Source organism: Aminobacter sp. LjRoot7, from assembly GCF_964252895.1.
In the GTDB taxonomy this organism is placed as follows: Bacteria; Pseudomonadota; Alphaproteobacteria; order Rhizobiales; family Rhizobiaceae; genus Aminobacter; species Aminobacter aminovorans_B.
Genome location: NZ_CAXUPX020000019.1, coordinates 30923 through 50078 on the forward strand (window position 1 = coordinate 30923; position 19156 = coordinate 50078).

Annotated in this window: 18 protein-coding genes; 2 read left to right on the forward strand and 16 right to left on the reverse strand. The window is 62.3% G+C overall.

Annotated elements, in window-relative coordinates; all coding sequences use genetic code 11:
* Positions 1-3 precede the first annotated feature (3 nt).
* Positions 4-1356 carry a HipA domain-containing protein gene (locus tag ACSQ3E_RS29640; RefSeq protein ID WP_267322406.1) on the forward strand — a complete coding sequence of 451 codons (1353 nt, stop codon included), beginning with the start codon at positions 4-6 and terminating at the stop codon, positions 1354-1356.
* 40 nt (positions 1357-1396) lie between these two features.
* Here ACSQ3E_RS29640 and ACSQ3E_RS29645 read toward each other — a convergent pair whose 3' ends face one another.
* The 13 genes from ACSQ3E_RS29645 to ACSQ3E_RS29705 form a co-directional block, all read right to left on the reverse strand.
* The gene (locus tag ACSQ3E_RS29645; protein WP_267322405.1) at positions 1397-1663 is read right to left on the reverse strand and encodes a helix-turn-helix transcriptional regulator; all 267 of its coding nucleotides are present in this window, start codon (positions 1661-1663) and stop codon (positions 1397-1399) included.
* Between the two features lie 280 nt (positions 1664-1943).
* The gene (locus ACSQ3E_RS29650) at positions 1944-2174 is read right to left on the reverse strand and encodes a DUF2274 domain-containing protein (RefSeq protein WP_267322404.1); all 231 of its coding nucleotides are present in this window, start codon (positions 2172-2174) and stop codon (positions 1944-1946) included.
* Positions 2171-3319 carry a TrbI/VirB10 family protein gene (locus tag ACSQ3E_RS29655; RefSeq protein WP_436125383.1) on the reverse strand — a complete coding sequence of 383 codons (1149 nt, stop codon included), beginning with the start codon at positions 3317-3319 and terminating at the stop codon, positions 2171-2173. Before ACSQ3E_RS29655 ends, ACSQ3E_RS29650 begins: the two co-directional genes overlap by 4 nt.
* The gene (gene trbG, locus ACSQ3E_RS29660; RefSeq protein WP_436125384.1) at positions 3316-4296 is read right to left on the reverse strand and encodes a P-type conjugative transfer protein TrbG; all 981 of its coding nucleotides are present in this window, start codon (positions 4294-4296) and stop codon (positions 3316-3318) included. Before trbG ends, ACSQ3E_RS29655 begins: the two co-directional genes overlap by 4 nt.
* Positions 4293-4982: a conjugal transfer protein TrbF gene (gene trbF, locus ACSQ3E_RS29665; RefSeq protein WP_436125385.1), complete on the reverse strand. Its 690-nt coding sequence runs from the start codon at positions 4980-4982 to the stop codon at positions 4293-4295. The genes trbG and trbF overlap by 4 nt, the downstream gene beginning before the upstream one ends.
* Complete coding sequence (gene trbL / locus ACSQ3E_RS29670) at positions 4979-6328, reverse strand: P-type conjugative transfer protein TrbL (RefSeq protein WP_436125386.1); 1350 nt, start codon at positions 6326-6328, stop codon at positions 4979-4981. Before trbL ends, trbF begins: the two co-directional genes overlap by 4 nt.
* 3 nt (positions 6329-6331) lie before the next feature.
* Complete coding sequence (trbK-alt, locus tag ACSQ3E_RS29675; RefSeq protein ID WP_436125387.1) at positions 6332-6619, reverse strand: putative entry exclusion protein TrbK-alt; 288 nt, start codon at positions 6617-6619, stop codon at positions 6332-6334.
* A gap of 18 nt (positions 6620-6637) precedes the next feature.
* Positions 6638-7411: a P-type conjugative transfer protein TrbJ gene (gene trbJ / locus ACSQ3E_RS29680; protein ID WP_436125388.1), complete on the reverse strand. Its 774-nt coding sequence runs from the start codon at positions 7409-7411 to the stop codon at positions 6638-6640.
* The gene (gene trbE / locus ACSQ3E_RS29685) at positions 7408-9864 is read right to left on the reverse strand and encodes a conjugal transfer protein TrbE (protein WP_436125389.1); all 2457 of its coding nucleotides are present in this window, start codon (positions 9862-9864) and stop codon (positions 7408-7410) included. Before trbE ends, trbJ begins: the two co-directional genes overlap by 4 nt.
* Before the next feature lie 10 nt (positions 9865-9874).
* Positions 9875-10138 (reverse strand): VirB3 family type IV secretion system protein, encoded by a 264-nt coding sequence (locus ACSQ3E_RS29690; RefSeq protein WP_436125390.1) that lies wholly within the window; start codon positions 10136-10138, stop codon positions 9875-9877.
* Positions 10138-10470: a TrbC/VirB2 family protein gene (locus tag ACSQ3E_RS29695; protein ID WP_436125391.1), complete on the reverse strand. Its 333-nt coding sequence runs from the start codon at positions 10468-10470 to the stop codon at positions 10138-10140. The genes ACSQ3E_RS29690 and ACSQ3E_RS29695 overlap by 1 nt, the downstream gene beginning before the upstream one ends.
* Positions 10470-11402, reverse strand: a complete 933-nt coding sequence (gene trbB / locus ACSQ3E_RS29700) for a P-type conjugative transfer ATPase TrbB (RefSeq protein ID WP_436125392.1) — start codon at positions 11400-11402, stop codon at positions 10470-10472. The genes ACSQ3E_RS29695 and trbB overlap by 1 nt, the downstream gene beginning before the upstream one ends.
* Positions 11403-11755: 353 nt before the next feature.
* Positions 11756-14089 carry a transketolase gene (locus ACSQ3E_RS29705; RefSeq protein ID WP_436125412.1) on the reverse strand — a complete coding sequence of 778 codons (2334 nt, stop codon included), beginning with the start codon at positions 14087-14089 and terminating at the stop codon, positions 11756-11758.
* 190 nt (positions 14090-14279) lie between these two features.
* Here ACSQ3E_RS29705 and ACSQ3E_RS29710 point away from each other — a divergent pair, with 190 nt between their 5' ends.
* Positions 14280-14750, forward strand: coding sequence for an Lrp/AsnC family transcriptional regulator (locus tag ACSQ3E_RS29710; protein ID WP_436125393.1), 471 nt, complete (start codon positions 14280-14282; stop codon positions 14748-14750).
* 184 nt (positions 14751-14934) lie between these two features.
* On the opposite strand, the gene ACSQ3E_RS29715 is transcribed toward ACSQ3E_RS29710, so the two are convergent.
* Genes ACSQ3E_RS29715 through ACSQ3E_RS29725 form a run of 3 tightly spaced genes read right to left on the reverse strand, consistent with a single transcriptional unit; the run spans position 14935 to position 19135 of the window.
* A complete protein-coding gene (locus tag ACSQ3E_RS29715; protein WP_436125394.1) occupies positions 14935-15363 on the reverse strand; it encodes a ribbon-helix-helix protein, CopG family in 429 nt (142 codons plus the stop codon).
* 3 nt (positions 15364-15366) lie between these two features.
* Entirely contained in the window at positions 15367-17349 is a 1983-nt protein-coding gene (locus tag ACSQ3E_RS29720) for a conjugal transfer protein TraG (protein ID WP_436125395.1), read from the reverse strand.
* 22 nt (positions 17350-17371) lie between these two features.
* Entirely contained in the window at positions 17372-19135 is a 1764-nt protein-coding gene (locus ACSQ3E_RS29725; protein ID WP_436125396.1) for a relaxase/mobilization nuclease domain-containing protein, read from the reverse strand.
* Between the last annotated feature and the right edge of the window lie 21 nt (positions 19136-19156).

Consider the following 19156-nt stretch of genomic DNA (forward strand, 5'->3'; position numbering starts at 1 on the left):
GACGTGGATCTTCTTGCCCTTGATGTAAGGCTGGATGGCTTTGACGATCCTGTTGGCGTCTTCGTACGTGACGAAAGAGGTGCGGTCGCTTTCGGATACAACAGAGGTTATCTCGCGAACCCGGACGCCACTCCTTTGTCTCTGTCTCTACCGCTCGCCGGAGGTCCTTATCCTGATTTTGCCGCGCGGGCCTTCTTCGGCAATCTCCTTCAGGAACGCGACGGCGCACTAACGGACGTGATGGAGCGCGAGGGGCTTGCCCGAGACGACATCGCTGGCCTGCTGTTTCATCTCGGAAAGGACTGTGCTGGAGCCCTCTCTGTCCTCCCAATGGGATCGCCGCCAGTCAAGGTTCCAGGCGACTACCAACGGGACTACGTCCCCATACCGCCCGACCGTCTCGCCGCGATTGTCGAGGCACTCCACAAGCGCCGGCGTTTGCCAGACGGAATGGAGGATCCATCTCCGCTAGCTGGCGTACAAAGCAAGATAGCTTTGACACTTCTTCCCGACGGAAGGCTTGCCGAGCCGAACCCAAGGTCGGGCGCGCCAACGACACACATTCTGAAGGTACCGGATCAGGATCATAAGCGTGATGCGCGCTATGAGGCAGAGGCGATGGATCTATCGCGGATGCTGGGCATGGAAACGGCTGAAGCTACAGCGTTTCCGGTTGGTGGGATCGAAGCCCTTCTCGTGACCCGTTTTGACCGCAGGCGAGACCGGCAGAATAGGGTCGTACGCCTGCATCAGGAGGACTTCGCCCAGGCACTAGGGTTGCCCGCATCGATGAAGTATGAACGGCGTGGGAAGGAAGGCAGTCGTTTTGATGTTCCCGGCATTCGAAAGATACTCGAACAGACAGTTGACCCTGCCCATGCCAAGGAAGCCTTCATTCAAGCCACGATATTTGACCTCCTGGTGGGTAATGCCGATGGGCACGCCAAGAATTTCGCTGTCCTTCATGAGCCGGGTGGCCGTGTCCGCTTGGCGCCGCGCTACGACATCCTGCCCACGCGACTGGACGACAGCCTGACTGACGAACTGGCTTACAGCATCGGTGACGCAAAGACGCTGGACGAAGTTACGCCGAGAGCCCTTGACGCCTTTTTCCAAGCGTTAGGGATCGAAAACGTGGCGGGACGGAGGCGCCTGGGTCAGCGATACGCGAGAGAAATTGCGTTTGCGCTAGCAAGCCGTCTGAAGGCTCTTGAAAAGAAAGAGAAGCGCTTCGCAGACTTGATTGCGTCCAATATCAGGGTTTTGCTCGGCGCCTTGGGGATCGAAATACCCGAAGCAGCCAGGGAGCGGGATGCGTTTATCGGCAAGGCAGGCGGATGGCACATGCCGAGTTGACAGGGACCAGGCGTGCGCCCCCGTTTTGATGTCAACGAGCCTAATCCGTCTCTTTTGACACACGCGATCGCCGTTTGTTGAGATCCGGCGCTGGTGTGCGCTGGATTGGCGTGGCTCTGCGGGCTGTGAGCCACGTCTGAACCTCGCCGAGGTCCCAGACCACGCATCTCGGTGTGAGGGCGAAGCGGCGGGGGAATTGCCCTCGCTGCTCCATTTCGTAGATGGTGCTGTCAGCTAACGGCACAATCTGCCGGAGCTCTTTGCGGCGAATGGTCCGCTTGATCGCGAAATCCCTCTCCAGTGCCATCAATCCCTCCTTAGATTTTTCGGCTTGTGGGCGACTGAAGGCGATTGTGACCGACAGGAAAAGAGCGAAAACGAATACGTCGTACAGGCGGCGGAAATCTCGCGCAAAAAGGAAAGCTAACCAGCGTCTCCGGGAGTGACCGGTCGGCCGCTTGCGGCGGGATGCATGCTACCTTGATCGCGACGAGGTGCCCTATTCATCTGCAAATTCATGAGGATCAACAGTTTCGTCCCCAAAGACGCCAAACTGTTGCAACAGCCGTCAGCAGGCTGCGCCTGCGCTATCGACTGGGATGAGGGGGCCGTCGAGCCTTCGCAAACCCACGATCTGTCGCGATAAAGCGCTGGAGCATCGGCACGATCAGACGGACGGGCTCGGTTGCCGACTGACCGCTCTCGCGGCCGAGGATTTCAGCATAGCTCTTGAGATCGCGATGCAGGGAGGCTGGGAGCTCCAACGTTACCTTGATGGGCTTGTCGTCGGCGATGGGCCCCAACTTCAGCTTGGTCATTGCGTTGCTCCATAGGGCTCGAGCACGAGGTCGCGCGTGACGATGACGCGCACCGGGAAACCCGGCCGGATGGTCAGCGTCGGTGCGACGTTGAGCTGCCTGCGGATGATCTGTTGGCCGGCGTCGTTGATCGTGTCCTGCGCTCCATCGCGGATTGCGCGCAATAGCCTGTTCTCATCGTCGATAGCCAACTCTGCACCGGCGGCAAGCAACGTGGAGAGACCAGCGGCTTTGGCTAGATCCCACCAGTGATAATCGACTCTATCCTCGAGGCCGGCATAGCCTTGCGCATCGGCACCCGGCTGACGTTCGAGAACAATAGAGCGGCCAGTCGGAAAAATGAGCCGGTTCCAGACAAGGAGCGCGCGGCGCTGGCCGAATTGGACGTTGTTGTCATACTGCCCGATGATCCGCGTGCCCTGCGGCACGAGCAGGGCGCGGCCCGTTGGGCTGTCGTAAATGTTCTCCGTCACCTGCGCGGTGACCTGTCCGGGTAGATCGGACCTGATGCCGGTGATGAGGGCTGCCGGGATGACGGCACCGGCCTGGAGAACGAAGGGCGATGCTGGCGACATGACGCGGTCGCGCGCCACTGTACGTCTGTCAGCAGCGGCGTTGAGGAAAGCCAGTTGCTTGTCCTGTGCGGTCTGCTCGCCAGGCTGGCCTCCCAGGCCAGCGCCCGGAAAGCCCGCCGCCGCTTCTCCCGTTCCGACCGTTGCGGCCGATCCTCCCCGTGATTGGAAAAAGACGGTGCTCGTCCGTGCGGCCTCTTCCTCAGCGCGCCGGCGCTGTTCCGCCTCGTCGACAGCCGGTGCCATGATTGCGGGCGGCACGACGGATTGCCCCCTGTTTTGGGCGTTGAGTATCGGCCGGCCGAGATCGCCCGGCAGCGCCGGCCCGAGGATCGGGCCGGTATAGTCGCGCGGCAGGCCGGCGAGACCGTCCGCGGGTTGCCGATTGGCGGTCGAGTAGAGCTCTTGGTCGTCGGTGCCGGGTACGCGCGTCTGAAACGCATAAACCAGTGCACCGCCGATGCCGAGTGAGGCGACGACGCCGACGCCGACGATGACTTTTGACGACAGGCGGGTGATGCGCGGCGGTTCGGCACGAAGGCGCATCGGAGCGACATTGTCCTTTTCGCTCATGACGACGGCCTTCCATCCGTGCGCACGATCCTGACGGTCTGCTGTCGATCCCCGCTGCCAAGACGCAACTCGGCCGCGCCGAACAGACGATCGACGATCAGGATGTGTTGGTAGATACGGCTATTTGCTATCTGGGCTTCGCCGTCCGGGCCGATGACCAGGAGCGGTGGCATCTCGCCCTGCACGATGCCGCGTGGAAACTCGACAAAGACGCGCCTACCGTCGTCATAGACAGAGACCGGCTTCCATGGCGGACTGTCGCCTGTGAGACCGTATCGAAAGTTGCGCGCCGCGACAGCCGGAATGAGGGGTGTTGTCGAAATGGCCTGGCGCTGTCCGGCTGGTTGCCTTGGATATGCCCAGGCCACTGCCGGCATGTATGGCTTTTCGCCAGAACGCAGCTCAATCATGTAGGTACGCCGGTCGGTCGTGATGACGAGGTTTGTCGAGATGTCGGGGCGCGTGGGCTTCACCAACACATGGACACGCCGGGTGATCCCGCTACCGCTCTCGGTGTCTCCGATGATCCAGCGAGCGGTGTCGCCGGCGGCGATCGGGCCTGCACCGGTCAGGGTCTCGCCGAGCTCGAGCGCGATGTTGGTGATCTGCCCGGGCGCGGCATAGACCTGATAGAGAGCGCCTTCGCTCCAGGGATAGATCTGGATGGCATTGTAATAGCCTTCGCGGCGTGGCTGGACGCGCGCGGCGGCATTGGCATTCTCGACACGTGCTGTCGGTGTCGAGGCGGCGTTACCGCCACGGGCCGGGGCCCAGGCAGGCGGGATATGGAGAGGCTTCGGTTTGACATCTGCCGTAGCCATGGGGATCGCCGGGAGGGGCGGCACGTCGGCGTCGTAGCTGATCTCAGGCGGTTTGCTGGTGGCGCAGCCCGCGAGCATGGCGGAAAGCAAAAGGACTGGAGCTACGGATTTGCGAAGGGACAGGTTGCCGCTTCGGCGGATCGTCGGCCGTTTCATTGGCTCATCTCCTGTGACCAGTTGATGGCGTTGACGTAGATGCCGAGCGGATTGGCGCGGAGCCTTTCGGCATCGCGTGGCGGCTGGATCACGTTGGTCAGGATTGCAGTCCAGCGCTGGGTCGTGGAGAGTTTCCCGCTCTCGTAGTGGCGCTCCGTCCAGGCGACACGAAACGAATTCGTCGAGGCGCGGATCACCGAGGAGACCTCGACCGCGATCTGTTGCTTGCCGACCTTGATGAATGGGTCATTGGTGCGAGCGTAGTCGTTGAGCGCCGCAGCACCGCGATCCGTGGTCCAGTCATAGGCACGCAGCCAGTTCTGGCGGACGATGATGGGGTCAGCCGGGATCGAGCGGACCTGTTCGATGAAGCGGGCAAGATGCCATGCGATCTGCGGATCGGTAGGCCGATAGCCGGCGCTTGCTGGTACGACAGCTTGCGCCTGACCGAGATTGTCGACTTGCACGATCCAGGGCACGACGGTCCCGCGCGTCGACTGCCAGACGAGTGCCGTGGCGAATGCGCCAGACAGGATCAACGATCCAAACGCCATGTAGCGCCAGTTCTTGGCCTGAACGCGGGCCGAGCCGATGCGCTCGTCCCAGACCTGCGCGGCCTTTTGATAGGGGGTCTCTGGTTGAGGTGTCTTGCCGTAATGCGCGGCGGGTCGCCTGAAGAGATTCATGAACGATCACTTGTCTGAAGGTTGACGGAAGAGGCGGAGGCATGGCTGTCGCCGGAGCGAACGGCGTGGGCGGTTGTCTGGACGGCATGGCCTATGTGGCCGGACCGGCGCATGCGCTGCGCCCAACTGGGCGGCGCGCTGGAAGCCTGGATTGTGGAAGCTGGTGCAGTTTCAGCGACGCCTCCGACCGAGCCCATGGTCGAGGAGCCGCCGGTCGAGCTGAAGCCGGCCTTGACGCCGTCGGCGAAGCTTGACTTGACGCTAGCGGCAGCCCTGCGAAGCGGCGATGTCGCTGCATTGCCGGCGGCATGTGCAACGCCCCCTAGTCCGGAGGCGCCGCCGGCCGCGCCGGACTGACCGAGGGAGGCGAGCGAATAGGCAGATGACGCCGCGCCAGAAGCAAGCGCACCGCCACGGACGGCTGCCGCGCCAGCGGAGACGGCGGCAGCGCCGCCCTTCGCCGCAAGACCAGCAGCACCAGCAGCGGCAAGCGTCATACCACCTGCGGCAAGACCCGTGCCCACCGCCGCTCCGGCGCCAAGCTGGGGCCCACCGCTGACAAGCCCCGACGCGATGCCGGGACCGAAGATGCCGAGACCCAGCAGTGACAGGGCAGCGAGCACGACAGCCATCGCGTCGTCGATGCTCGGGGTCTGGCCGCCGAAACCTTGCGTGAACTGGCTGAACAATGTCGAGCCGATACCGATGATCACGGCGAGCACCAGTACTTTGATGCCGGAGGAGACAACGTTTCCAAGTACACGTTCGGCCATGAAGGCGGTCTTGCCGAACAGCCCGAAGGGGATCAGCACGAAGCCGGCCAGCGTGGTCAGCTTGAACTCGATCAGCGTGACGAACAGCTGGATTGCCAGAATGAAGAAGGCGAGGATGACCAGCGCCCATGCGAAGAGCAGGCAGGCGATCTGGATGAAGTTCTCAAAGAAGGCGACCCATCCCATCAGGTCGGAGATGGACTCAAGCAACGGCCGGGCGGCATCCAGGCCGGTTTGTGCAACCTTGCCTGGGCGCATCAGGTCCGCCGTCGAAAATCCCGTACCGGAGCCCTTGAGGCCGAGGCCCGCGAAACTGTCGAAGACGATGTTTGCGAGATTGTTCCAGTTGGAGATGAGATAGGCGAAGATGCCGACAAACAGTGTCTTCTTGACCAGCCGCGCGATGATGTCGTCGTCAGCGCCCCAGCTCCAGAACAGAGCTGCCAGCGTCACGTCAATGACGATCAGTGTGGTGGCGATGAAGGCGACTTCTCCACCCAGGAGGCCAAATCCACTGTCGATGTAGCGGGCGAAGACTCCGAGGAAGTTGTCGATGACGCCGGCGCCGCCCATGCTTCACCGCCCTTCCTGAATTCGCGGGGCAGGAGACACGGGCGTGCGACCAAGGAAACGGTCGCGGGTTTCTGCCCAAACGCGCAGGCATCCAGCATCATCAGCCGCCTTCAGCCCAAGCTGCTGGCACCGACGCTGCCCCTCATGCAGCGGATCGGCCACGGGCCGCAGATCCAGCACCGGCGCCTCCGCAGGCACTGCTTCCTTCCGGGTGAATTCAATCACAGTCGCCGTGGTGGCGACGGCGACGAACACGACAGCGCCGAGGCGCGCCAGCATCTTGCCGTCCATGATGCTCTCCTCTGGCTGTCAATTGCCATTGTTGAACATGCGGGCATTGCCGGGCTGATAGCCGGAACCCGGGGTCAGGAAGCGGCGGCGCTGCTCGCGGCCCTGTTCGGCAGCGGCTGCACGTTCGGCGTCGGTGAGTGCCTGCGCCCGGCCATTGGCAGCGATGACTGCAGTGAGATCGGCGAGTTGCTGAGCCTGGAGCGCTAGTAGCTGGTTACCGGCTTGTGTTGCTTGAAGTGCACCGGCCGCATTCTGGCTCTGGCCGATCAGCGCCGACATCTCTGCGCGATTGGTCTCGATGTTTTCGACGGCACCTGCCTGCACACGCATGGCGTCCTGCAAGCCGCCCACGGTGTTTTTCCAGCGTGTACGCGCGTTGGCGACGAGCTCTTGATCGGAGGCCGACAAGGACACGCTGCCGTATTTCTGTTCGAACATCTGGTCGATCTGCTGCACGTCGAAGGCGATGTTCTGCGCCTGGCTGAGAAGCTGCTGCGTCTTCTGGACCGACTGCTGAAGCTGCTGGAGAGACGAGTACGGCAGGCTCGCCAGGTTCCTCGCCTGGTTGATGAGCATCTGCGCTTCATTCTGGAGACTTTTGATCTGGTTGTTGATCTGCTCAAGCGTGCGGGCAGCGGTGAGCACGTTCTGTGCGTAGTTGGTCGGATCGTAGACAATCCGACCGAAGAAGGCATGCGCCGGGCTCGTCAACGCGGGCGAAAGCACGCCGGTCGCAGAAAGAACCGTTGCCGCAATCAAGGCAGCGCGAAGGGTCGAAGGTTGGGTGCTCATGGCGTGGGGTCCTTCTCAGATTGAGGGGCGAGATTGGTGAGGTTGGGGATGAGGTCGACCGCCCAATCGACGCCGCGGGTGCGCAGCCAGGCGGCGAGGAAGCCGTCGCGGCCATGTTCACCGAGGATCTGCGCAATCAGTGTTTGGTCGGTTTTTGAGGATGCGGCGCAAAGGGCGAGAGCGACTTCGGAAAGGCCGAGTTCAAAGAGCCGGTTGCCGCGCCGAGACTGGCAATAGTAGTCGCGCTTTGGCGTGGCGCGCGCCAGGATCTCGATCTGGCGATCGTTGAGGCCGAAACGACGGTAGATTGCGGTGATTTGCGGTTCGATTGCGCGTTCGTTCGGCAGCAAGAGCCGGGTCTGACAGCTCTCGATGATAGCGGGCGCGATCGCGGAGCGGTCGATGTCGGACAGCGATTGCGTGGCGAAGACGACGCTGGCGTTCTTTTTGCGCAACGTCTTCAGCCACTCCCGGATCTGGCCGGAGAAGCCATCGTCGTCGAGTGCGAGCCAACCTTCGTCGATGATGATGAGCGTAGGCGAGCCGTCGAGCCGGTCTTCGATGCGGTGAAAGAGATAAGAAAGCACCGCAGGCGCGGCAGCCGTACCGACCAGTCCCTCGGTTTCGAAGGCCTGAATAGATGTCTCGCCAATCCGCTCGAACTCTGCGTCGAGCAGCCGGCCATAAGGACCTCCGACGCAGTAGGGGCGTAGCGCCTGCTTCAGGTCATTCGACTGGAGCAGGACGTTGAGGCCGGTGAGTGTGCGCTCGTGGACCGGAGCACTGGCGAGAGAGGTCAGTGCCGACCACAGATGCTCCTTGATTTCTGGCGTGATCGTGACGCTTTCACGTACCAGGATCGAGACAATCCAGTCAGCTGCCCAGGCACGCTCCGGTATGTGATGGATGCGCGCGAGTGGCTGGAGTTGTACCGGCTCGCCAGCATCACCAGTCAGGTCGCCACCAAGATCGTGCCAGTCGCCGCCCATGGCGAGCGTGGCGGCGCGGATCGAGCCGCCGAAATCGAAGGCGAAGACCTGCGAATGGCGATAGCGGCGGAACTGCAGCGCCATCAGGGCGAGCAGCACTGATTTGCCAGCACCTGTCGGGCCTACGATCAGCGTGTGACCGACATCTCCGACATGAAGGCAAAAGCGGAACGGGGTTGAGCCTTCGGTCTTGCCGAATAGCAGAGGGGGCGCTGCGAAATGCTCATCTTCTTGTGGTCCTGCCCACACAGCAGAAAGCGGGATCATGTGGGCTAGATTGACCGTGGAGAGCGGCGGTTGCCGCACATTGGCGTAGACGTGACCGGGCAGCGAACCTAGCCAGGCGTCGACGGCATTTATGGTCTCGGGCGTGCATGTGAAGTCGCGGCCCTGGATGACCTTTTCGGCGAGCCTCAGCTTTTCGTCAGCGACACGCGGATCGGCATCCCAGACGGTGAGCGTCGCAGTGACATAAGCCTGTCCGGCATAGTCGGCGCCCAGCTCCTGCAGGGCGACATCGGCGTCGGCAGCCTTGTTGGCCGCATCTGTGTCGACCAAAGCAGCAGCCTCATTTGTCATTACCTCCTTCAGGATTGCTGCGATCGACTTGCGCTTGGCGAACCATTGCCGCCTGATCTTGGTCAGCAGCTTCGTCGCGTCAGCCTTGTCGAGGAGGATGGCGCGGGTCGACCACCGATAGGGGAATGCGAGACGATTGAGCTCGTCGAGGATTCCAGGCGTGGTCGCGGTCGGAAAGCCGACGATGGTGAGAATACGAAGATGTTGGTCGCCAAGACGCGGCTCGAGCCCGCCGGCAAGCGGCCGGTCCGCCAGCAACGCGTCGAGATGCATCGGCGTCTCTGGAACGCGCACTCGATGGCGTTCGGTCGAAACACAGGCATGGAGATAAGACAGCGTCTCGACATCGTCGAGCCATGCGCAATCCGGCATGAAACCTTCGACGAGTTGCAGCACACGGTCGGTGCGGTCTATGAAGCCGACGACGATCTCGTGCGGATCGACGCCGCTTTCGGCTTTGCCTTCATAGAGCCAGCTTTCCGCGCGCGCGGTGTCCTCGGCCGGGGGCAGATACGTGAAAGTCAGGAAGTAGCTGGACTCGTAGTGGGCCCCGGTCTCTTCGAAGCCGGCCTTGCGCTCGGCATCGACCAGGGCGGAAGCGGCGTCCGCGAATGTGCCTTCCGGGTAGGCGGCGGCTGCATGGCGCTGCGCTTCGACGAAGATTGCCCAACCCGAGCCAAGGCGCCGGAAAGCGTTGTTGAGACGGCTGGAGATGGCGACCAATTCGGCTGCAACAGAGCTGTCGAGATCCGGGCCGCGGAAACGGGCGCTGCGCTGGAGACTGCCGTCCTTGTTGAGGACAACGCCCTCGCGCACGAGCGCTGCCCAAGGCAAGAAGTCCGAGAGGCGGGCATTTCGGTTTCGATATTCGGCGAGGTTCATCATGGCGATTACCTCACGCCCTGAGGTGGCCGGGGATGCGCAGATGCCTGCGCACAACATCGGCGAACATTGGATCGCGCTTGGCGGCCCAGACGGCAGCAAGATGCCCGACCAGCCCCAACGCCACCCCGACGATCCAGAGCCGCAGGCCGAGCCCTAGGGCCGCAGCCAAAGTGCCGTTCAGAATGGCGATCGAGCGTGGGGCGCCGCCGAGCAGGATGTGCTCTGTTAGCGCCCGATGAACGGGTGCGCTGAACCCTGGGACTGGTTCCTCCATCAGACGAGCACTCCGCCGCCGAAGCTAAAGAAGCTGAGGAAGAAGCTCGATGCGGCAAAGGCAATCGAGAGGCCGAAGACGATCTGGATCAGTCGCCGGAAACCGCCCGAGGTGTCGCCGAAAGCAAGCGTCAGACCGGTCACGATGATGATGATCACGGCGATGATCTTAGCGACCGGTCCTTCGATCGACTGCAGGATCTGCTGCAGCGGCTGTTCCCATGGCATGGACGAGCCTGCGGCGTGTGCGACAGGGGCAGTCGCAAGTGCAAGGACGGTGACCGAGCAGAATGCCGCGATGCGGCGTCCGGCTTGGGAAAAGGGCGGGGTCATCAGGAGGTTCCTTCGTTGTTGGAGGTGATGGGGGCGATGCGGTAGTCGCCGTCGGGGTCGAGCCCCTCAACGCGAGCGAGTTCGGCCAGTCGCCTGGCGGAACCGCGCCCGGAAAGCACCGCGACGAGATCGATGGTTTCCGCGATCAGTGCGCGCGGGACGGTGACGACGGCCTCCTGGATGAGTTGCTCGAGACGTCGCAGTGCGCCGATGCCGGAGCCTGCATGGATGGTGCCGATGCCGCCGGGATGGCCGGTGCCCCAGGCTTTGAGAAGATCGAGCGCTTCGGAGCCGCGCACTTCGCCGATGGGGATGCGGTCGGGGCGCAGGCGAAGCGACGATCGAACGAGATCAGAGAGGGAGATGACGCCTTCTTTGGTACGAAGGGCCACCAGATTGGGCGCGGCGCATTGCAGCTCGCGCGTGTCCTCGATCAGGACGACGCGATCCGAGGTCTTGGCGACTTCCGCAAGAAGGGCATTGGTGAGCGTGGTCTTGCCGGTCGACGTGCCACCAGCGACGAGAATGTTGGCGCGCGCCGCAACAGCCTGACGAAGCGCAGTTGCCTGCTGCGCGGTCATGACGTCGGCTGCGACGTAGTCGTCGAGGGTGAAGACGGCGACGGCCGGCTTTCGGATCGCAAAGGCAGGTGCTGCGACGACAGGCGGCAGTAGCCCTTCGAACCTCTCTCCCGTTTCGGGAAGCTCGGCCGAAACACGCGGATTGCCGGGATGCACTTCGGCGCCGACATGGTGGGCGACGAGGCGAATGATGCGTTCGCCGTCCGCGGCCAGGAGCGTGCAACCTGTATCTTCAAGCCCGCCGGAGAGGCGATCGATCCAGAGCCGCCCATCGGGGTTCAGCATCACCTCGACGATGGATGGATCTCCCAGGAACCCGGCGATCGCGGGGCCCAGTGCGGTGCGCAGCATGCGCGCACCGCGCGAGGATGCTTCGGAATGTCGTTGAGAGATCGCCACGTAGTCCCCGTTCTCGTTCGGGTGGCGCGCCGCGCTACCCTGATCGGGGATGATTAAGAGAGCCAGAAATCAGGCAGGTTCAACAGGTTTCAGGGGAAGTAGTAGAGTAGCGTGAAAATACAGGCGAATGGCGGGGCGAAGTCTTGTGACCAGGCATTTGGCGATCGACAGCAGCATGTTGCGATATCAAGACTTGCGGGGCTATCTGTCGGAAACAGAGACCAACATTGCTGTTTTTGACGGATCTCATATCGGTCGAGGCCTATGAGGGAACGCTCCTCCGTCGCCTGCTTGTGGCGTAGTACTCAAGTCGCAACGACGCCGAGATGTCGTATCGGCTTGGCTCCGGAAACCGCCTCCGCTGCGCGTACAATGCCCTGCGCGTCGATGCCATAGTGCCGGTAAAGATCGGCAATGGTGCCCGTCTGGCCGAAATGCTCGACGCCGAGCGGCCGGATGCGGTGGCCATGGACAGACCCGATCCATGCCAGTGTGGCAGGATGACCATCGACAACTGTGACCAGCCTGCAGTGGGGCGGTATCGCCTCTAGCAGGCGCTCGATATGGCTTCTGGCGTGGATCAGACCGCGTTCGCGCGCCCGCTGGGCCGCAGTCCATCCGGCGTTGAGACGGTCGGCCGAGGTAATGGCGAGCAGGCCGACATCTCGCCTGTCTTCCCCCATCAGCCCGACCGCCTCGATCGCTTCGGGAGCTACGGCGCCCATATAGACGACCACCACCTCGGCATTGGGGCCGGGCTTGCGCATCCAGTAGCCGCCGTTGACGATCTCTTCCGAAAGTCTGGGGCCGATCTGGCGGTTCACCTGGTCGATGGAGCGGGTTGAAAGCCTGAGGTAGACCGAACCGCCGACGGCATCCCTGAGCCAGGTTGCCTCGTCCGGCACGGCCTCGCCGGAGCGTTGGATGTAGTCGAAGGAGAAGCGCAGTATGGTCGCCAGTTCGTCGACAAAAGCGGGCTCGAAGGCCGCCAACCCGTCTTGCGCCATGCCGATCAATGGGGTCGCTATCGACTGGTGAGCGCCACCTTCCGGCGCTAGCGTGACGCCGGATGGCGTCGCGGCGACAATGAAGCGGGCGTCCTGGTAGCAGGCATAATTCAGCGCATCGAGACCTCGTTCGATGAACGGGTCGTAGAGGGTTCCAACCGGCAACAGGCGCTCGCCGAAGATCGAATGCGAAAGACCCAGCGCCGACAACATGATGAACAGGTTCATCTCGGCGATGCCGAGCTCGATGTGCTGGCCCTTGGGCGAGAATTCCCAGTTGAAGGTCGACGGGATGCGTTCCTTACGAAATAGGTCGGCCATTTCGTTTCGCGCGAACAGGCCGCGGCGGTTAACCCAGGCGCCGAGATTTGTAGACACAGTGACGTCGGGTGAGGTTGTGACGATGCGCCGTGCGAACTCGCTGTCCTGTTTGCCGATCTCGTGCATGAGCAGTCCAAAACCCTGCTGGGTCGACATTTGAGGCTGGGCGGGCGCCTGCAATACCTCGGGCAGGTCGATTGGCGCCGACGCATAGCGCCTCTTGCCCTTGGCGATGAAGGGCGCCTTGCGAACAAAATCGGCTACCTGCACCGCCGGTTGGACAAGGCCTTCGAAGGGCTCCCATTCGTGGCCAGGCCGCACACCATGCGCGGCGCGCAGGCTGTCGACTTGCGCTGGGTTCATGAGGCCGGCGTGATTGTCCTTGTGGCCGGCGAGCGGAAGACCGAACCCCTTGATCGTATAGGCGATGAAGCAGACCGGGCGGTCATGCGTACGGGCCTTTTCGAATGCTTCTATCAGCGTCGGCAGGTCGTGGCCGCCGAGATTGGTCATCAGTTGCGACAGTTCCTCGTCACTGCGGCTCTCGATCAGCCGTGAAACCGCGCCTTGGTCACCCATATCGTCGAGCAGGCGCTTCCTCCAGGCAGCGCCGCCTTGGAACGTCAAGGCCGAATAGAGCTGGTTCGGGCAGCGGTCGATCCATTGCCGAAGGGCTTCGCCCCCTGGTTCGGAAAAAGCCTGCTCCTGCAACTGTCCGTATTTGAGCAAAACGACATCCCAACCGAAGTTTTGAAACAGGGATTCGAACCGTTCCCACAGGCCCTCGCGCACGACCGCGTCGAGGCTTTGCCTGTTGTAGTCGACGATCCACCAGGTGTTACGCAGGCCATGCTTCCACCCTTCCAGAAGCGCCTCGAAGATGTTGCCTTCGTCCATCTCGGCGTCGCCGATTAGCGCGATCATCTTTCCGTCGGGCAGCTGCTTGGCCATCCCTTTGGTGTGCAGATAGTCTTGGACCAGCGAGGCAAACAGTGTCTGCGCAACGCCGAGGCCGACCGAACCGGTCGAGAAGTCGACGTCGTCCACATCCTTGGTGCGGGATGGATAGGATTGTGCGCCCTTGTAGCCGCGAAAATTCTGCAGCTTTTCCAAGGTCTGGTTGCCAAACAGATACTGGATTGCGTGGAACACCGGACTCGCATGCGGCTTGACCGCCACTCGGTCCTCGGGCCGCAGGATCGCGAAATAAAGTGCCGTCATGATCGTCGCCAGGGACGCCGACGACGACTGGTGGCCGCCAACCTTAAGCCCATCCTCATTGGGACGGATATGGTTGGCGTTGTGGATCATCCAGGTGGCGAGCCACAGTACTTTCTTCTCCAGTGCTGCCAGCAACTCCAGTTGGTCTTTTTCCACGAAATCCTCCCTCGAATTCGTGACGACCATAACTGGATGATCGCAGCGATTTCAGTCGATTTTGACTGCAAAGAGCGGAAGGATTGGCTGGTTCTGCGAGAAGTATCCCGGTATGTGATAAATCATGGCAAAACCACTCATCGATGCTATCGACCGCAAGATCCTGACAATCCTGCAATCTAACGCGCATGCGACGAGCGACGAGATTAGCCGGGAAGTCGGGCTCTCCCCGTCGCCCTGCGCCCGCCGGGTTCGGAACCTGGAAGAGATGGGCGTGATCAAAAGTTACGTGGCCGTTGTCGACCAGGTGAAGGTCGGCCTGCCGATCAGCGTCTTCGCATCGATCAAGCTGGAGCGGCAGCGGGAGGAAGAACTTGACCGGTTCGCCAGGGCCGTCCAGCGCTGGCCGGAGATCGTAGAATGCTACCTGATGACAGGTCAGCGCGACTACCTGCTTCGGATCGTCGTGAAGGACCTCGAGGCTTACGAAGCATTCCTCAAGCGAACGCTCACCCGGCTCGAAGGCGTTGCCTCGATTGAATCGAGCTTCGCGTTGGGTCAGGTGAAGCACGCGCAGCCGCTGCCGATCGAATAGCCGCCACAAGACCCGCCAAGCGAACGCCCGCTCCAGCATTGCGCTTCCTGCCTCTATCAAGTCGAGCACGGTGCGGGCGGCGTCGGGTACATTGGTGCCTGGCACGGACATTGCCGAGACGCGACCGATACTCGCTGGATTCTCTCCGCGAAATCCGAGTGAGCCTCAACCATCGTGGTCGCTCCTAAAGGCCGCCTTCGGTCGTGTGATGCTGATCAACATCATCTGGAATCTCTCGCAGAAAACTCTGGCCCTTCTGCAGTCGCTTGCCGAGCGTTTCGACGAAGCCTTCGAAACGCTCTCGTCCCTTGGCCTGAGCCGCAGCTTGCGCCTCAGGCGGCAACGGCGGAGTGATCGAAAGCCAGAAGCGCACGAAGAGGGCGAGGGTTTCCGCGGTCACGCCAAGATCGCGTTCCATCCGCTGGATTTGCCTGGACTGTCGGTCGAGTCGACGTGCGAAGGCTGCTTCGCGCGCATCAGCGTGATCAGGCGACAGGAAAGAACTGACAGCCGCCTCTACGATGGCCGACCTAGGCAATTTCTTGCGATCGGCAAGCTCGTTGATGCGCCCGATGAGCTCCACTGGCAGGGTGAGATTGAGCCGGTCACGCATGCCCTAGAGCTCCATGCCGTCGCCTGGGTCGAGTGCGACCTGGCGTGCGATGCCGCTCATCTGACGGCGCAGCGCCTGACGACGCCGAGCGGCGTCCTCCGGCTCGTCGTCGAGGATATGCGCGAACTCCTGAGCAGGCGTATGATCCGTGGTTTCCTTTGCGATGGCCACGTGTTCGGGGAGCTCCGGTTCGCGGCGCAGTCCCGCATTGGCGCTGTCTGGCACTTCAGCGGTTGCTGATACGGGATCGGGATCCTGCGGCAGGACTGTCGACCAGTTGTCGCTTCGGCTGGTCCTGTCCAATTCGGATGGATCCGGCGGCTCCATGACGCGTTCGCGGAAGCGCACATCCTCATAGTAGCGCGCCTTTTTTGCCCGTATCGGCGGCGTACCTGCGATCATGACGATTTCTTCGGCCGGTGGTAGTTGCATGACTTCACCGGGGGTGAGAAGGGGGCGTGCCGTTTCTGAACGCGAGACCATCAGGTGCCCGAGCCATGGCGAGAGCCTGTGGCCGGCATAGTTCTTCATCGCCTTCATTTCGGTGGCTGTGCCTAGAGCATCGGACACGCGTTTGGCGGTCCGCTCGTCATTGGTCGCGAAACTCACGCGCACATGGCAATTGTCGAGGATCGAGTTGTTGGCGCCGTAGGCCTTTTCGATCTGGTTCAGCGACTGAGCGATGAGAAAGCTCTTGATGCCGTAGCCGGCCATGAAGGCAAGCGCGGACTCAAAGAAATCGAGGCGGCCGAGAGCTGGGAACTCGTCGAGCATCATGAGGACGCGATGCTTGCGTTTCGTGGCGTGCAGGTCCTCGGTGAGCCGTCGGCCGATCTGGTTGAGGACGAGGCGGATCAGTGGCTTTGTTCGGGAGATGTCCGATGGCGGGACGACCATGTAGAGCGTCGTCGCCTTTGCCTCGGCTGTCAAATCCGCGATGCGCCAGTCGCAACGGCCAGTCACTTCCGCGATGACCGGATCGCGATAGAGGCCGAGGAAGGACATGGCAGTAGAGAGCACGCCGGATCGTTCGTTGTCGGATTTGTTGAGGAGCTCGCGCGCCGTCGACGCGACAACCGGATGCGGGCCGGCCTCGCCGAGATGCTTCGTCGTCATCATCGCTGCTAGCGTTGCTTCGATCGGGCGGCGTGGATCGGAGAGAAAGGCGGCGACGCCGGCAAGGGTTTTATCTTCCTCGGCATAGAGGACATGCAGGATCGCGCCGACCAGAAGGGAGTGGCTGGTCTTTTCCCAGTGATTGCGTTTATCGAGCGAACCTTCCGGGTCGACCAGAATATCGGCAACGTTCTGCACGTCGCGCACCTCCCAATCGCCTCGCCGAACCTCGAGCAGGGGATTGTAGGCGGCTGATTTCGGATTGGTTGGATCGAAGAGCAGTACGCGACCATGCCTGTTACGGAAGCCGGCTGTGAGTTGCCAGTTCTCGCCCTTGATGTCGTGAACGATTGCCGAGCCCGGCCAGGTCAGGAGCGTAGGCACCACAAGGCCGACGCCCTTGCCGGAACGTGTCGGCGCAAAGCACAGCACATGCTCGGGCCCGTCATGGCGCAGATAATCGTGATCCAGCCGGCCAAGCACGACGCCGTCTGATCCGAGAAGCCCTGCGGCCTCCACCTCCGTCCTTTGGGCCCATCTGGCAGAGCCGTAGGTCTGGACGTTCTTGGCCTCGCGAGCGCGCCAGACCGACATGCCGATGGCGACGGCGATCGCGATGAAGCCGCCTGAGGCCGCAATGAAGGCAGCTTTGTTAAAGATCGCGGGCGCGTAGGCTTCGAAGAAGTACCACCACCAGAAAAACGCGGGCGGATAGTAGATCGCGACACCACCGAGCCTGAACCAGGGCGTGCCGAGCTGCGCCTGATACCCAAGCTGCCAGGCAACATATTGGGTCGCAGCCCAGGTCGTGGCGATCACGATCAGGAGGACCACTGCGATTGGCCCCCAGAGGATTTTGGTCGCTGACATGCGTGATCTCATTCCGTGGTTGTCAGAGGCCGAGGTCGCGCTTGCGGCCGACAGTGAGTTCTATGCCGCCGCTGACCTTGGTCATGCCGGCGACATGCTGACCGAGCTTGCGATCGAGGTCGCGCGACCACGGCACGAGCTGGAAGCCGAGACCGCTATCAATCATCGCGAAGCGGCCGGACGAGAGAGCAAGCCGCTGGCGCACGACGCCCGCGACGTGCTGGCCGGCTATCGTTTTCACATGCGGCAGACCGGTCTCGGCCGAAAGCTTCTCGCCGACGGCATCGAGCTCGCGGCGGCGGAGCGTGGCGAGGAGATCGCGTTGCATGATGATACGCTGGCCGTCGCGCCGGGCGAGTCCTTGATCGGCGAGAAGTTCGGCCCGCGCCTGCATGGCCTCGCGTACCTCGCGGCCAAAACCGGCCTCCGACAGCGGCATGGCATCGCGCTCGACTAGGCGATGATCGATCCAGGTAGCACCGGGTGCTGTGACCTGCGCTTGAATGTCGAGATCGGACCGCAACGCAAGCACCAATGTCGGGCGTTGGTCGTGCGTGCCACTGAAGTGACGGACTTCAACAATGCCGCCATTTGCGGGAGCCAGATCGAAGGCTTCGACGCCCCGGAGGCGGACATGGTGAGCACGACCGTCGACCCCATCGATGACGGCGTAGGCCTCGCCGGTCAGCTCGTCGTGAAGGCCGCGATCGACAAGGCGCCCAATGATCGGCAAGCCGGAGGTTCCGCCGTCGACCGCATAATCGCCAACGCCGCGATCCTGGCCGCGTTCGGTGAAGGCGCGGTGCATCGTCTTGATGATATCGCCGCGTATGCCGAGATCGCGCAGAGTGCGTTCTGCTTCGAGACCAATGACCCATTCTCCAGAATTGCCCTGGATGGCGAGCCCTAACTTCTCGATATGCTGGAGCCGGCCGACCATGAGGCGCCGGAGCTCCGGATCAACTGTTGCGGATCGGTCTGGCCTGAGATCGACGTAGCCGGTCTCATCGGCTGCGCGCTGGATCTCTCGGTCGATCCGCGTCCAACGCTCGGCGGTGATTTCCTTTTCAAGTGCGCTGTGGATTTCGTGCTCCGGCTTCGGGCCGAGCTCGATATCGACGAGATCGTCGGCGCGGGAGCGCAGACCGCGGCTAATATAGTCGCGAGAGACGACGAGGTCGGCGCCGACCTCGTCGACGCCGCGCACGAGCAGATGCACATGCGGGTTGTCGGTGTTCCAGTGGTCGACGGCGATCCAGTCGAGGCGGGTACCAAGATCGGCTTCCATCTGGCGCGCCAGATCTCGGGTGAAGGCCTTGAGGTCGGTCATTTCGGCTGCGTCCTCCGGCGAGACGATGAAGCGGAAATGATGCCGGTCGTCCTTGCAGCGATTGGCGAAGGCGAGATCGTCAGCACGATCGGTGTTGGCGTCGAACATCATGCCCTTCTCTCCATCTCGGCTGACGCCCTCGCGCTTGAGATACGAGACATGGGCGGAGAGCGGTGCTGAACGGAATGCCCGCCCCTGATGGCGGGCGATACGCGCCTTGATGACGACGCGGCGACGCGAGGAGAAGATGCGGGAGCGTCCGAAGACATTGCGCCCGCGTCCGAAGGTCGAGCGGCCGAGCCGGTTTCCCGCCTTGCTTAAGGGGGCGCCGCCGGAGATGTGGCCGGCGCGCTTGGCCGCGGTGAGGACCTGATTGACGAAGCTCTTGGTCCTCGGCGCCTTCGTCGAACGAATGCGGCCTGGCTGGATGCGGAAGTCGCGCTCACCCTCGCTCATGACTATGCCCGCGGTTGTGAG